Origin of the sequence: Streptomyces sp. Tu6071, from assembly GCF_000213055.1 — a bacterium.
Classification (GTDB): Bacteria; Actinomycetota; Actinomycetes; order Streptomycetales; family Streptomycetaceae; genus Streptomyces; species Streptomyces evansiae.
Genome location: NZ_CM001165.1, coordinates 6139687 through 6154574, shown reverse-complemented (window position 1 = coordinate 6154574; position 14888 = coordinate 6139687). Strand labels below are relative to the sequence as shown.

Annotated in this window: 9 protein-coding genes and 1 pseudogene; 3 read left to right on the top strand and 7 right to left on the bottom strand. The window is 74.1% G+C overall.

Translation table 11 applies throughout. The annotated features are described in order from the left end of the window. Positions 1-102: 102 nt before the first annotated feature. Positions 103-294, top strand: a complete 192-nt coding sequence (locus STTU_RS26050; RefSeq protein WP_078519047.1) for a hypothetical protein — start codon at positions 103-105, stop codon at positions 292-294. Between the two features lie 134 nt (positions 295-428). Here STTU_RS26050 and STTU_RS26045 read toward each other — a convergent pair whose 3' ends face one another. Further along, positions 429-746, bottom strand: a complete 318-nt coding sequence (locus STTU_RS26045) for a chorismate mutase (RefSeq protein ID WP_010261206.1) — start codon at positions 744-746, stop codon at positions 429-431. Between the two features lie 50 nt (positions 747-796). Here STTU_RS26045 and STTU_RS26040 point away from each other — a divergent pair, with 50 nt between their 5' ends. After that, a complete protein-coding gene (locus STTU_RS26040) occupies positions 797-2521 on the top strand; it encodes a glycoside hydrolase family 35 protein (RefSeq protein WP_007828395.1) in 1725 nt (574 codons plus the stop codon). A gap of 54 nt (positions 2522-2575) precedes the next feature. Here STTU_RS26040 and STTU_RS26035 read toward each other — a convergent pair whose 3' ends face one another. The 6 genes from STTU_RS26035 to STTU_RS26010 form a co-directional block, all read right to left on the bottom strand. Beyond that, a complete protein-coding gene (locus STTU_RS26035; RefSeq protein WP_007828394.1) occupies positions 2576-3328 on the bottom strand; it encodes a S1 family peptidase in 753 nt (250 codons plus the stop codon). Between the two features lie 208 nt (positions 3329-3536). After that, a complete protein-coding gene (locus STTU_RS26030; protein WP_007828392.1) occupies positions 3537-5201 on the bottom strand; it encodes a DEAD/DEAH box helicase in 1665 nt (554 codons plus the stop codon). Between the two features lie 142 nt (positions 5202-5343). Continuing rightward, on the bottom strand, positions 5344-5550 hold the full coding sequence (locus STTU_RS26025; protein ID WP_008748518.1) for a cold-shock protein: 207 nt from the start codon (positions 5548-5550) through the stop codon (positions 5344-5346). Positions 5551-6011: 461 nt separating this feature from the next. Next, entirely contained in the window at positions 6012-7475 is a 1464-nt protein-coding gene (locus tag STTU_RS26020) for a glutamate synthase subunit beta (protein ID WP_043256384.1), read from the bottom strand. Beyond that, positions 7468-12105 carry a glutamate synthase large subunit gene (gltB, locus tag STTU_RS26015; RefSeq protein WP_420713566.1) on the bottom strand — a complete coding sequence of 1546 codons (4638 nt, stop codon included), beginning with the start codon at positions 12103-12105 and terminating at the stop codon, positions 7468-7470. Before gltB ends, STTU_RS26020 begins: the two co-directional genes overlap by 8 nt. A 481-nt stretch (positions 12106-12586) precedes the next feature. Continuing rightward, the gene (locus tag STTU_RS26010; RefSeq protein ID WP_007828382.1) at positions 12587-13375 is read right to left on the bottom strand and encodes a VIT1/CCC1 transporter family protein; all 789 of its coding nucleotides are present in this window, start codon (positions 13373-13375) and stop codon (positions 12587-12589) included. Between the two features lie 480 nt (positions 13376-13855). Between STTU_RS26010 and STTU_RS35075 the strand changes: the two are divergent. Next, positions 13856-14674 (top strand): annotated as a pseudogene (locus STTU_RS35075) (ADP-ribosylglycohydrolase family protein); the annotation flags it as partial. Between the last annotated feature and the right edge of the window lie 214 nt (positions 14675-14888).

The following is a 14888-nucleotide window of genomic DNA, read 5'->3' as shown; positions in this document are numbered from 1 at the left end:
CCGGAGAGGGGTGGGGGTGCGGGCGGCAGGGCGCGGCATGGTGGCGCGCGGGGGTGGGGAGGTCTACTGTGCGCGTCCGGCTGTGTGGGAGGAGTGAGCGGTGTGACGGTGGTGGAGCTGTTCGGCGGTCCCCTGGACGGGAAGCGGCACGAGGTGGAGGGGGAGCCGGGGGCGGAGCTGCGGTTCTCGGCGGTGCCGAAGTGGGAGGGGGCGCGGGAGGACGAGGCGGTGACGATCGTCTACCGGCGGGAGGAGGGCGTGTACCGGTACGTGGAGTCGGTGCCGGGGGCGTAGGGGGTACGGGGGCGGAGCGGCGTCCACGCGCGGCCCACCCGAGCCGTGCGCCGCGGCCCACCCGAGCCGTACGGCTCCGCCCCGCCCGCCCGGACGCCGGGGCCCGTGCGCCTCGCCCCCGCCCGCCCCGTGCCTCAGCTCTTGCCGCCCGCTTCCTCCGCGATGCGCTCGTGGTGCCGGATGACCTCCGCGACAATGAAGTTGAGGAGTTTTTCCGCGAAGGCCGGGTCGAGTTTGGCGCTTTCGGCGAGGCGGCGGAGGCGGGCGATCTGCTGGGCCTCGCGGGCCGGGTCGGCCGGGGGGAGCTGGTGGGCGGCCTTGAGGTGGCCGACCTGCTGCGTGGCCTTGAAGCGTTCCGCGAGCATGTAGATGACAGCGGCGTCGATGTTGTCGATGCTGTCCCGGAGCCGGAGCAGTTCGGCGCGGGCGTCCTCGGCGTTGCTGGTGGTCATGGACACGGAGCCTACGGTGGCCGGGGCACCGGGGCGGACAGGGGTAGGCGATGTTCGAGATCGGCGAGCGGGATTTCCTGGTGGACGGGCGGCCCGTGCGCTTGCTTTCAGGGGCTTTGCACTACTTCCGGGTGCACGAGGGCCAGTGGGCGCACCGGCTGGGGATGCTGCGGGCGCTGGGGCTGAACTGCGTCGAGACGTACGTGCCGTGGAACCTGCACGAGCCGGAGCGGGGCCGGTACGAGGACGTGGCGGCGCTCGGCCGCTTCCTGGACGCGGCGGCGGAGGCGGGCCTGTACGCGATCGTCCGCCCGGGGCCGTACATCTGTGCCGAGTGGGAGAACGGCGGGCTGCCCGCGTGGCTGCGGGGCCCGCTGCGGACGCGGGACGCGGGCTTCACCGAGCCGGTCGCCGCGTGGTTCCGGCGGCTGTTGCCGCAGGTCGTGGAGCGGCAGGCGGACCGGGGCGGTCCCGTGGTGATGGTGCAGGTGGAGAACGAGTACGGGAGTTTCGGCTCGGACGCGGTGTACCTGGAGTGGCTGACGGGGCTGCTGCGCGAGGTGGGGGTGACGGTGCCGTTGTGCACGTCGGACGGTCCCGAGGACTGGATGCTGTCGGGCGGCACGGTGCCGGGGGTGCTCGCGACGGTGAACTTCGGCTCGGGGAGCGAGGAGGCGCTCGCGACGCTGCGGCGGGCGCGGCCCGAGGGGCCTTTGATGGTCATGGAGTTCTGGTGCGGGTGGTTCACGCACTGGGGGGACAAGGAGGTGGAGCGCAGGGACGCGGCGGACGCGGCGGCCGAGCTGCGGGCGATCCTCGACGCGGGCGCGTCGGTGAACCTCTACATGGCGCACGGCGGTTCGAACGGCGGCTGGGAGGGCGCGAACCGGCTCGGCGAGTGGCACGACGGGGCGTACACGGCGACGACGACCTCGTACGACTACGACGCCCCGATCGACGAGGCGGGCCGCCCGACGCGGAAGTTCCACCTCATGCGCGAGGTCTTCGCACCGTACGCGGACGGGCCGCTCCCGGAGCTGCCCGCCGCTCCCCCGGCGCTCGGCGCGGAGGTGTCCGTGCGGCCCGCCGCGTGGGCGCCGCTCGGCGCGGTCGTGGACGCGGTGGGTGGCGGGGAGCGCGAGGCGGCGTGGGCCCCGTCGTTCGAGGACCTGGGCGTGGACCGGGGTCTGGTCCGTTACCGGCTGCGCGTCCCGGGTCCGCGCGCGCCGCGCCCGTTGCGGCTGCCGGAGATACGGGACCTGTGCGAGATGTACGTGGACGGGGTCCGCGTCGCGCCGGGCACGCCGGTCGGGGGCGGGGCCGAGGTCGAGCTGTGGGTGGAGTCCCTGGGGCGCGTCAACTACGGGCCGCGCGTGGGCGAGTCGAAGGGCCTGCCCGGCGGTGTCCTGCACGCGACCCAGTACCTGCACGGCGTCCGCGCGACCCCGCTGCGCCTGCGGGACCTGGACGCCGCGCTGCCCGCGCTGCCGTTCACGGCGCCGCCCGCGCCGGGGGCGCGCGGCCTGCACCTCGCCGTGTTCACGGCCGCCGCTCCGGGTGACGCCTGGCTCTCGCTGCCGGGCTGGGGCCGGGGCTTCGTGTGGCTCAACGGCGTGTGCCTGGGCCGCTACTGGTCCGAGGGCCCGCAGACCGAACTGTTCGTCCCCGGGCCGGTGCTGCGCGCCGAGGGCGGGAACGAGCTGCGGGTCCTGGAGCTGGCGGGCCCGGAGGGCGAGGAGGCCGGGGAGGTGCGGCTGCGGCCGGTCGAGGGCTGAGCGGGCGGGGCGGCCCCGTACCCCCGAGGGGCCGGGAGCCCCGCTCCCCCGGCGTCACAGCGTCTGCGCCGCCTTCGCGATGTCCTCGCGGAAGTGGCTCAGTTCGGTGTAGACGCCGGGGGTGCGGGCGCGTCCGCAGCCCTGGCCCCAGCTGACGATGCCGATCTGGACGGGTTCGCGCGAGGGGCCGGGGCGGAAGAGGGGCCCTCCGGAGTCGCCCTGGCAGGCGTCGGCGCCGCCCCGGGGCCTGCCCGCGCACAGTTCCTCGGCGGGGACGAGGTCCTTTCCGTAGGCGCGGGCGCAGGTGCGGTCGTCGACGAAGGGGACGTCGACGCCGCGGAGTCGGCGCACCTCGGTGCCGTTCTCGCTCGTGGCGCCCCAGCCGGCGACGGTGAAGGTGCCTTTGTCGTAGCGCGTGGACGGGGTGAGCGGGAGGGTGGGGAGGTCGACGGGCGCGGCGAGTTTGAGGAGGGCCCAGTCCTTGCCCGCTCCGTCGTAGCCGGGGGCGAGGACGGCCTTCGTGCCGCGCACCCTGAGCGCGTCGGGGCTGTCGAGGTCGGTGCTGCCGAGGGTCGCGGTGACCTGGTCGGGGCTGACGGTGCCGTCGAGGCAGTGCGCGGCGGTGAGGACGAGGTCCTCGGCGTAGAGGGAGCCGCCGCAGCCCATCGAGAGATGGACCGCCCAGGGGTAGGCGCCGGGGGCCGCCTCGGAGCCGCCGATGACGGGGCGGGGCGCGGCGTGGGCGGCGGTGCCGGCGAAGGTGAGCGCGGCGGCGGCGAGGACGGCGCCGAGGGTGCGGTACGGCAACGGGGGCCCTTTCGCTGGGGGTGCTCCGGTGACGGGGGTGCCGGTGGGGAGCCTGCCCAACGAGACGGGCGCGGATGCGTGACGGGCGGGACGCCGCAGGGGCGCCCTGCAGGGTGATCCCGGGACGCGGAAGGGGTGCCTCGACGTGTTCCCGGGACGCCGCAGGGGCGCCCCGGGATGGTCCCGGGGCGCCCCTGCGAAGGCTCGTTCAGCTTGCCTGCGACCGCGGGCCGCGTCCCCGGCCGCGTCGGCTCGCACCGCCGCCGGCCCCGCCGCCGCTCCCGGCGCCGCGCCGCCTGCCGGAGCCGGTGCGGGTGCCGCCGCCGCGCTGGGCGGGCGGGGTGGCGCTGACGGGCGGGGCCAGGGTCACGGGCACGCCCGAGGGCTCGCGGGCGCCGGTGACGCGGGCGAGTTCGGGGTCGCTCGCCGTGACGTTCGCGGTGTGCGGGCGGATACCGGCCGCGGAGAAGAGCCGCTGCGTGTCGCGCTTCTGCTCGGGCAGGACGAGCGTGACGACGCTCCCCGACTCACCGGCGCGGGCGGTGCGCCCGCCGCGGTGCAGGTAGTCCTTGTGGTCGACGGGCGGATCGACGTTGACGACGAGGTCGAGCGCGTCGATGTGGATGCCGCGGGCGGCGACGTTGGTCGCGACGAGCGCGGTGACCTGCCCGTTCTTGAACTGGTCGAGGGTGCGGGTGCGCTGCGGCTGGCTGCGTCCGCCGTGCAGCGCGGCGGCGGGGACGCCGTCGGCGAGGAGGCGCTTGGCGAGCCGGTCGGCGCCGTGCTTGGTGTCGACGAACATGATCAGGCGGCCCTCGCGGGCGGCGATGTGGTGCGTGACGGCACGCTTCACGGTCGCGTCGGCGACGTACAGGAGGTGGTGCTCCATCGTCGTGACGGCGCCCGCCGAGGGGTCGACGGAGTGGACGACCGGGTCGTCGAGGAAGTCGCGGACGAGGCGGTCGACGTTGGCGTCGAGCGTCGCCGAGAACAGCATCGTCTGGCCCTCGGGCTCGACCTGGTTGAGCAGCCGCGTGACCTGGGGCAGGAAGCCCATGTCGGCCATCTGGTCGGCCTCGTCGAGGACGGTGGTGCGCACGTCCTGGAGGGTGCAGTCGCCGCGGTCGATGAGGTCCTTGAGGCGCCCGGGGGTCGCGACGAGGAGTTCCGCGCCGCGTCGCAGGGCGTTCGCCTGCTTGGTGAGCGAGAGCCCGCCGACGACGGTCGTCAGGCGCAGGTTCACCGAGGTGGCGTAGGGGGTGAGGGCGTCGGTGACCTGCTGGGCCAGCTCGCGGGTGGGCACGAGGACGAGGCCGAGCGGGGCACGTGGCTCGGCGCGGCGGCCGGCCGTCCGGGCGAGGAGCGCGAGGCCGAAGGCGAGGGTCTTGCCGGATCCGGTGCGGCCCCGGCCGAGGATGTCGCGGCCCGCGAGGGAGTTCGGGAGGGTCGCGGCCTGGATCGGGAACGGCGTCGTGACGCCCTGCGCGGCGAGGGTCTTCAGGAGCGCCTCGGGCATGTCGAGGTCCTCGAAGGCCGCGACGGGCGGGAGCGCGGGGGTGCGGGGCTCGGGCGCGGCGAAGTCGCGGGAGGCGCTGCCGGGCTTGGCTCCGCCGCGCGAGCCGCTGCCGCGCGGGGCGCCGGAGGCGGGGCCGCGGCGGCGGGGCTGGGGGGCGCGGGCCGCGTCGCCGCGGGCGGTACGGGTCTCGCCGCGCGCGGCACGGGGCGCGTCGCCGCGGGCCGTGCGGGAGCCGTCGGCGCGGGGGGCGCGGGGGGCCTCGGTGCGGGCGGTGGCGCCGGAGTTCCCGCCTCGGCGGCGGGCGGGGCGGCGGGAGTCGCGGGCGGGGCGGCCTGCGGGGTCCTGGGGGGTGGTCATACGGGTGCCTTCCTCTGGGGGCGGCGGGCGGATGGGTGACGCCCGTGCGCGGAAGGCGTCGGCACGGAAACGGGGCCCGCACCTGCTGGTGCGGACCCCGCTCACGCGGCGTTCTCGGCCCCCGAGGGGGCCGCGCGCAAAATCAGCCCTTGGGCGTGATGTTCTCCGCCTGCAGGCCCTTCTGGCCCTGCGTGACGTCGAACTCGACCTTCTGGCCCTCGATGAGCTCACGGAAGCCCGAGGACGCGATGTTCGAGTAGTGGGCGAAGACGTCGGGGCCGCCGCCGTCCTGCTCGATGAAGCCGAAGCCCTTTTCGCTGTTGAACCACTTCACGGTACCGGTGGCCATATCAATCTCCTGAGGAGTCGAGAGATGAGAGCGGTACGTACCCTGTGCACGCACCGTGTCGCACCATGAGCCCCACCCGGAGAACCGGGACCAAACAAACGATGCGCCCGACGAAGCATTCCGTCAGGCGCACATAAGAAAGTTCTATGGGTACCAAAACTGCAACATCGCCAGCCTAACACGCACAGCCCGTCCCGTGCGTGAGTCAGGCCACTCGGGCGTGTCGCGGCGCAGGTCAGGGGGTGGGACCGGCGGCGGGGCGCGTGACGACGGGGGTGCCTCGGGAAGCGCCGTGGCGGGGGTCGCGGGACGTGCGGCGGCGTGGTGCCGCGAGACGGGCGGCGGCGCGGGCGCGGGACGTGCGGCGGCGCCCGCCGTCCGGTCGGGGACGAGGCGGGCGCCGCGCTCAGTTCCGTACGCCTTTGTACGGGACAGTGAGGGCCCCTTCGCGGGGCGGGCCGTCAGACCGTGAGGGAGCGGTCCGTGGGGCGGATCGGGGCGGGCAGGGAGCTGGCCCCGGTGAGGTAGCTGTCCACGCCGCGCGCCGCGGAGCGGCCCTCGGCGATGGCCCAGACGATGAGGGACTGGCCGCGACCGGCGTCGCCGGCGACGAAGACGCCGGGGACGTTGGTCGCGAAGTGCTCGTCGCGGGCGATGTTGCCGCGCGCGTCGAGGTCGAGGCCGAACTGCTCGACGAGGCCGTTGGACTGGTCGGTGCCGGTGAAGCCCATCGCGAGGGTGACGAGTTCGGCGGGGATCCTCCGCTCGGTGCCGGGCTTCTGGGTGAGCTTGCCGTCGACGAACTCGACCTCGGCGAGGTGCAGGAACCGCACGTTGCCGTCCTCGTCGCCCTCGAAGTGGGTGGTGCCGGCGGAGTAGATCCGCTCGCCGCCCTCCTCGTGCGCGGAGGTGACCTTGTAGAGCATGGGGAAGGTCGGCCAGGGCTGCGAGAGCGGGTTCCGGTCGGCGCCGGGCTGCGGCATGATCTCCAGCTGCGTGACCGAGGCCGCGCCCTGGCGGTGGGCGGTGCCGACGCAGTCGGCGCCCGTGTCGCCGCCGCCGATCACGACGACGTGCTTGCCCTCGGCCGAGATCGGCGAGGCGACGAAGTCGCCCTCCTGCACCTTGTTGGACAGGGGCAGGTACTCCATCGCGTAGTGGATGCCCTTGAGGTCGCGCCCGGGGACGGGCAGGTCGCGCGAGACGGTGGCGCCCGCGGCGATGACGACGGCGTCGTAGCGGCGGCGCAGCTTCGCCGCGTCGAGGTCGCGGCCGACCTCGACGCCGGTGCGGAACTTGGTGCCCTCCGCGCGCATCTGCTCGATGCGGCGGTTGATGTGCCGCTTCTCCATCTTGAACTCGGGGATGCCGTAGCGCAGGAGCCCGCCGATGCGGTCGGCGCGCTCGTAGACGGCGACGGTGTGCCCGGCGCGGGTGAGCTGCTGGGCGGCGGCGAGTCCGGCGGGGCCCGAGCCGATGACGGCGACGGTCTTCCCGGAGAGGCGCTCGGGGATGCTCGGCGCGACGTCGCCGGTGTCCCACGCCTTGTCGATGATGGAGACCTCGACGTTCTTGATCGTCACCGGCTGCTGGTTGATGCCGAGGACGCACGCCGACTCGCACGGGGCGGGGCAGAGCCGCCCGGTGAACTCGGGGAAGTTGTTCGTCGCGTGGAGGCGCTCGGCCGCGGCGGACCAGTCCTCGCGGTAGGCGTAGTCGTTCCACTCGGGGATGAGGTTGCCGAGCGGGCAGCCCTGGTGGCAGAAGGGGATGCCGCAGTCCATGCAGCGGCCGGCCTGCGTCGAGACGATCGGCAGCAGGGAGCCGGGGACGTAGACCTCGTTCCAGTCCTGGACGCGCTCGGCGACGGGACGGGTGCGGGCGACCTCGCGCCCGTGGGTGAGAAAGCCCTTGGGGTCAGCCATTGGTCGCCGCCTCCATCATCTTGTCCTGGGTCTCGTTCTCCGAGAGCCCGGCCCGCTCGGCGGCGTCCTTGGCGGCGAGCACGGCCTGGTACGTACGGGGAATGATCTTGCTGAAGCGGTGGACGGCGCTGTCCCAGTCGGCGAGGAGCTTGGCGGCGACGGTGGAGCCGGTCTCCTCCTGGTGGCGGCGCACGGTCTCGTGCAGCCACGCGGTGTCGGCCTCGTCGAGCACGTCGGTGACGGAGGCGAGGGACTCGCCGTTGACGTTGTCCCGGTCGAGGTCGATGACGTACGCGATGCCACCGGACATCCCGGCCGCGAAGTTGCGCCCGGTCGCGCCGAGGACGAGGGCGCGGCCCCCGGTCATGTACTCGCAGCCGTGGTCGCCGACGCCCTCGGAGACGACGGTGGCGCCCGAGTTGCGCACGCAGAAGCGCTCGCCGGAACGGCCGCGCAGGAACAGCTCGCCGCCGGTCGCGCCGTAGGCGATCGTGTTGCCCGCGATCGTGGAGTACTCGGCGAGGTGGTCGGCGCCCCGGTCGGGGCGGACGACGACCCGGCCGCCGGAGAGGCCCTTGCCGACGTAGTCGTTGGCGTCGCCCTCCAGGCGCAGCGTGACGCCGTGCGGGAGGAAGGCGCCGAAGGACTGGCCCGCGGAACCGGTGAAGGTGATGTCGATGGTGTCGTCGGGCAGTCCCGCGCCGCCGAAGCGGCGGGTGACCTCGTGGCCGAGCATCGTGCCGACGGTGCGGTTGATGTTGCGGATCGCGAGCTGGCCGCGGACCGGCGGGGCCGCTTCGGGCGAGGAGGCGGCGAGGGCGTCGGCGGCGAGCTTGATCAGCTCGTTGTCGAGCGCCTTGGCGAGGCCGTGGTCCTGCTCGGTGACCTGGCGGCGGGCGGTGCCCTCGGGCAGCTCGGGGACGTGGAAGAGCGGGGCGAGGTCGAGGCCCTGCGCCTTCCAGTGGTTCACCGCGCGGGTCGTGTCGAGGTACTCGGCGTGGCCGATGGCCTCATCCAGGCTGCGGAAGCCCAGCTCGGCGAGGAGCTCGCGGACCTCCTCGGCGATGAACTCGAAGAAGTTGACGACGAACTCGGGCTTGCCCGCGAAGCGCTCGCGCAGGACGGGGTTCTGCGTGGCGATGCCGACGGGGCAGGTGTCGAGGTGGCAGACGCGCATCATGACGCAGCCGGAGACGACGAGCGGGGCGGTCGCGAAACCGTACTCCTCGGCGCCGAGGAGCGCGGCGATGACGACGTCGCGGCCCGTCTTGAGCTGTCCGTCGGTCTGCACGACGATGCGGTCGCGCAGCCCGTTGAGGAGCAGGGTCTGCTGGGTCTCGGCGAGGCCGAGTTCCCAGGGGCCGCCCGCGTGCTTGAGCGACGTGAGGGGGGACGCCCCCGTGCCGCCGTCGTGGCCGGAGACGAGGACGACGTCCGCGTGGGCCTTGGAGACACCGGCGGCGACGGTGCCGACGCCGACCTCGGAGACCAGCTTGACGTGGACGCGCGCCCTGGGGTTGGCGTTCTTCAGGTCGTGGATGAGCTGGGCGAGGTCCTCGATGGAGTAGATGTCGTGGTGCGGGGGCGGCGAGATGAGGCCGACGCCGGGCGTGGAGTGCCGGGTGGTGGCGACCCACGGGTAGACCTTGTGGCCCGGGAGCTGACCGCCCTCGCCGGGCTTGGCGCCCTGGGCCATCTTGATCTGGATGTCGTCGGCGTTGACGAGGTACTCGCTCGTGACGCCGAAGCGCCCGGAGGCGACCTGCTTGATCGCGGAGCGGCGCGCGGGGTCGTAGAGCCGGTCGGCGTCCTCGCCGCCCTCACCGGTGTTCGACTTGCCGCCGAGCTGGTTCATCGCGATGGCGAGGTTCTCGTGCGCCTCCTTGGAGATGGAGCCGTACGACATGGCGCCGGTCGAGAAGCGCTTGACGATCTCGGAGACCGGCTCGACCTCGTCGAGCGGGACGGGGGTGCGCCCGGTGCTGAAGTGGAAGAGGCCGCGCAGCGTCATGAGCCGCTCGGACTGCTCGTTCACGCGCTCCGTGTACTTCTGGAAGATGTCGTAGCGGCGGCTGCGCGTGGCGTGCTGGAGGCGGAAGACCGTCTCGGGGTCGAAGAGGTGCGGTTCGCCCTCGCGGCGCCACTGGTACTCGCCGCCGATCTCCAGGGCGCGGTGCGCGGAGGGGATGCCGGTGGGCGGGTACGCCTTGGCGTGGCGGGCGGCGACCTCCTCGGCGACGACGTCGATGCCGATGCCGCCGATCTTGGAGGTGGTGCCGGAGAAGTAGGTGTCGACGAAGTCGGCGGCGAGGCCGACGGCCTCGAAGACCTGTGCGCCCCGGTAGGAGGCGACGGTCGAGATGCCCATCTTCGACATGACCTTCAGGACGCCCTTGCCGAGCGCCTTGATGAGGTTGCGGATGCCCTGCTCGACCTCGGTGTCGGGGAGGAAGGTCCCGGCGCGCACGAGGTCCTCGACGGACTCCATGGCGAGGTAGGGGTTGACGGCGGCGGCGCCGTAGCCGATGAGGAGGGCCACGTGGTGGACCTCGCGGACGTCCCCGGCCTCGACGAGCAGGCCGACCTCGGAGCGCTGCTTGGTCTTGATGAGGTGGTGGTGGACGGCCGCGGTGAGCAGCAGCGAGGGGATCGGGGCGTGCTCGGCGTCGGAGTGGCGGTCGGAGAGCACGATGAGGCGCGCGCCCGCCTCGATCGCGGCGTCCGTCTCGGCGCGGATCTCCTCGATGCGCGCGGCGAGCGAGGCGCCGCCGCCGGAGACGCGGTAGAGGCCGGAGAGGGTGACGGCCTTCATACCGGGGAGGTCGCCGTCGGCGTTGATGTGGATGAGCTTGGCCAGCTCGTCGTTGTCGATCACCGGGAAGGGCAGGGTCACGCCGCGACAGGAGGCCGCGGTGGGCTCCAGGAGGTTGCCCTGGGGGCCGAGCACGGAGCGCAGCGAGGTGACCAGTTCCTCGCGGATCGCGTCCAGCGGCGGGTTGGTGACCTGCGCGAAGAGCTGCGTGAAGTAGTCGAAGAGGAGCCGGGGGCGGGCGGAGAGCGCGGCGATCGGCGAGTCCGTGCCCATGGAGCCGATCGGCTCGGCCCCGGCCTTGGCCATGGGCGCGATGAGGACGCGCAGCTCCTCCTCGGTGTAGCCGAAGGTCTGCTGGCGGCGGGTGACGGAGGCGTGCGTGTGCACGACGTGCTCGCGCTCGGGCAGGTCGGGCAGCTCGATCTCGCCGGCCTCGACCCACTCCTCGTAGGGGTGCTCGGCGGCGAGCGCGGCCTTGACCTCGTCGTCCTCGATGATGCGGTGCTCGGCGGTGTCCACGAGGAACATGCGGCCCGGCTGGAGGCGGCCCTTGCGGACGACCTTGGCGGGGTCGATGTCGAGGACGCCGACCTCGGAGCCGAGCACGACGAGGCCGTCGTCGGTGACCCAGTAGCGGCCGGGGCGCAGGCCGTTGCGGTCGAGGACGGCGCCGATCTGGACGCCGTCGGTGAAGGCGACGGCGGCGGGGCCGTCCCAGGGCTCCATGAGCGCCGAGTGGTACTCGTAGAAGGCGCGCCGTGCCGGGTCCATCGAGGCGTGGTTCTCCCATGCCTCGGGGATCATCATGAGCACGCTGTGCGGGAGCGAGCGGCCACCGAGGTGGAGGAGTTCGAGGACCTCGTCGAAGGACGCGGAGTCGGAGGCGTCGGGGGTGCAGATCGGGAAGATCCGCTCCAGGGACTCGCCGGGGAAGAGCTCGGAGGCGAGCTGCGACTCGCGGGCGCGCATCCAGTTGCGGTTGCCCTTGACGGTGTTGATCTCGCCGTTGTGCGCGATGAAGCGGTACGGGTGGGCGAGCGGCCAGCTCGGGAAGGTGTTCGTCGAGAAGCGCGAGTGGACGAGGGCGACGGCGCTCGCGAAGCGGCGGTCCGAGAGGTCGGGGAAGAAAGGTTCCAGCTGCCCCGTGGTGAGCATGCCCTTGTACACGATCGTGCGGGCGGAGAGCGAGGGGAAGTAGACGCCGAGTTCGCGTTCCGCGCGCTTGCGCAGCAGGAAGGCGCGGCGGTCGAGCGCGATCTCGGTGGCGGGTGCGCCGGTGGCGGGGTCCGTGCCCGCGTCGGCGACGAAGAGCTGCCGGAAGACGGGCATGGTGGCGCGGGCCGCCGCGCCGAGGAGCTGGGGGGCCACGGGGACCTCGCGCCAGCCGAGGACGTCGAGCCCTTCCTCGCGGGCGAGGATCGCGACGGCGTCGGCGACCTCGTCGGGCTCGTTGTCGGGGAGGAAGGCGATGCCGACGGCGTACGCGCCCGGGGCGGGCAGCTCGAAGCCGGCCACCTCGCGCAGGAAGGCGTCGGGGATCTGGGAGAGGAGGCCCGCGCCGTCGCCGGAGTCGGGCTCGGAACCGGTCGCGCCGCGGTGCTCCAGGTTCTTGAGCACCGTGAGGCCCTGCTCGACGAGCGTGTGGCTCGCCTCGCCGGTGAGGGTCGCCACGAAGCCGACGCCGCAGGCGTCGTGCTCGTTGCTGGGGTCGTACAGTCCCTGGGCGGCAGGGCGGGCGTCCATGTGGGCCCAGGAGGTCGAGGTGACCGCGGAGCCCTTGGCCGCTGTCCGCGGGGACTGCGGGCGCGGAGTACGCATCGGCTCTCCCGTCGTCGTCGGTGGCATATGACATGTGCCGAGGGACGACGTTGGCCCTCTGCGAAATTTCGAGCAGGTTACATGATGGAAGCAATCCCGGAAACCGGATACTGCGTTCCACCATGCGGACAGTCACCCGGAGGAACCCGCAGCTCGGGCGGGGTGGTGACGGTCCGGCTTCGGTACGGCGGGGGTGTCGACGAGACACGTACGGCGACCGTTCCACGGGCGTGGTCCGGCCGCCTGCGGCGGTCTGGTGGCCGCGTCGATCAGGGTGCTGGTCGAGCGGGGGCGATCGGGGGCCTGAAAAGCCCGGCGGAGCCGGGCGGGGGGGGCCTGCGAGGTGCGGGGGTCGTGCCCGGCAGGCCGTGGAACGGGCGACGCTGCCCGTGGCGCGTACGGCTCATGCCCTGCCGTCGCCTGACTGAAACCGCCAAGTAACGACTACTTATGCGAAGTTCCGTATAGGCGCTCAGTCACCTCATCCTAGAGCGGCGCCGAAGAGATTGCCCAGGAGGTAGGTCACACCGGCCGCCGCACCGCCCAGGACGAGCTGGCGCAGCCCCCCGTACCACCAGGTGCGCGCCGTCACGCGGGCCACGACCGCGCCGCAGCCGAAGAGGCCGAGCAGCGCGAGCACCACGGCGGGCCACAGGGCGCTCGCGCCGAGGAGGTACGGGAGGACGGGGAGCAGCGCGCCGAGCGCGAAGGAGACGAACGAGGAGCCCGCGGCCACGAGCGGCGAGGGCAGGTCCTCGGGGTCGACGCCCAGCTCCTCGCGCGCGTGCACCTCCAGGGCCTGCTCGGGGTCGGCCGAGAGCTGGCGGGCCACCTCGGCGGCGAGGCGCGGCTCGACGCCGCGCGCCTCGTAGACGGCGGCCAGCTCCGCCAGCTCCTCCTCCGGGTTGCGCCGCAGCTCGCGCCGCTCGACCTCCAACTCGGCGAGGACGAGTTCGCGCTGCGAGGCGACCGAGGTGTACTCCCCCGCCGCCATCGAGAACGCCCCGGCCGCGAGCCCGGCGAGCCCGGTCAGCACGACGGTGTGCGGCGCGACGGACCCACCGGCGACACCGCTCATGAGCGCGAGGTTCGACACGAGCCCGTCCATGGCCCCGAACACGGCGGGCCGCAGCCAGCCCCCGTTGACGTCGCGGTGGTGGGGGTGCGGCGGCACGTGCGGCGCTGCGGCGGAGGCGCCGTCCTCGGGGGCGGCGGCGAGGGGGACGGCGGGGTCGGGCTGGGGCGGGGTGGTGGTGTCGAGCGGCGTCATGCCCGGGGGTCCTTCGCGGGTCGAACGAGTGGAGCGGGACGCTCGAAAGTACGCGCGAAAAACGGCGACTGCCAGCAAGGAAGGCCGTACTTACCGGGGCGGGCCCGGCCGCTCCGGGCCTTTCCCGGGGCGGGACGGCGGCGCGTGCGGGTGTGCCGGGACGGCGTCGGGGCGGCGCACGCGGCGAGGGGACGTGGGAGAGGGGGCGACGTCGGGCGAACGACCCGCGAGAGCGGGCGGCACCCCCCGACGTCGTGGGGTCGCCCGGCACGTGGGAGGCGCGGGGAGGGCGCACACCGCCGGGCCGTGCGCCCGCCTCCTGCGGCCCCCTGCTCCCGCGACCGCCGAACGAGTGATTCCCCTCCCGCAGCCGTCCTCCTTCGCCTCGAACGTCGTCCGAACAGCGCGGGGGATGGCGCAGGATCAGCGGACGGAGGGCGGAACGAGGGTCCCGCCGCAGGTCGCCCGAGGAGGCACACGATGGCCACCACGGTGAGCACGGCACCGGCCGGGGTGGAGGCACGGGCGCGGGGCGCGCTGCTCGGGCTCGCGGTCGGGGACGCGCTCGGCGCGCCCGCCGAGAACCTCAAGCCGAGCGAGATCCGGCGGCGCTGGGGGCGGATCACGGGGTACGTGGCGGAGCGGCCCGCGGGCACGGACGACACCGAGTACGCCCTCTTCTCCGGCCTGCTGCTCGTGCGGCACGGGGCCGGGCTCACCGTGGCGCACGCGGAGGCCGCGTGGCGCGAGTGGCTCACCGACATCGACGAGGGCGCCTTCCGCGGGGCCGGGTTCAGCGAGCGCGGCACGGTGGAGAACCTGCGGCGCGGGCTCGGCGCCCCCGCGAGCGCGCAGCACCGGCACCCGTGGAGCGACGGCCTCGCGATGCGGGCCGCGCCGTTCGGCGTGTACGCGGCGGGCGACCCGGCCGAGGCGGCGCGGCTCGTCGCGGTGGACGGCGCGGTGAGCCACGAGGGCGAGGGCATCCACGGCGGCCAGGCCGTCGCCGCCGCGGTCGCCGTGGCCATGACGGGCGCGGGGCCCGGCGAGGTGACCGAGGCGGCGCTCGCCTCCGTACCGGCCGATTCGTGGACGTACCGCTCCCTGCGCCGCGCCCTCGTGGCGGCGCGCGAGGGGGAACGGGCGCTGCGCGCCGCCGTCGTGGTGCGCGCGTACCCGTGGACGGATCTCGCGCCGGAGGCGGTGGGTCTCGCGCTCGGCGCGTACGCGCTCGCGGGCGGCGTGTTCCGCACGGCGGTGCTCGCCGCGGTGAACATGGGCCGCGACGCCGACACGACCGCCGCGATCGCGGGCGCGCTCGCGGGCGCGGCGGGCGGCGTCGAGGCGATCCCCCCGGAGTGGGCGGGGCGCATCGGGCCCGCGCGCGGCTCCTGCCTCCCGGCGATGGCGGGCCGCCACGTACTCGACCTGGCCGACCAGCTCGTCCGGGCCGGACACGCCGCCGACCCGCGCGACACCCCGCACACCGCCGCCCCGCCCGTGCGGGGCCCGC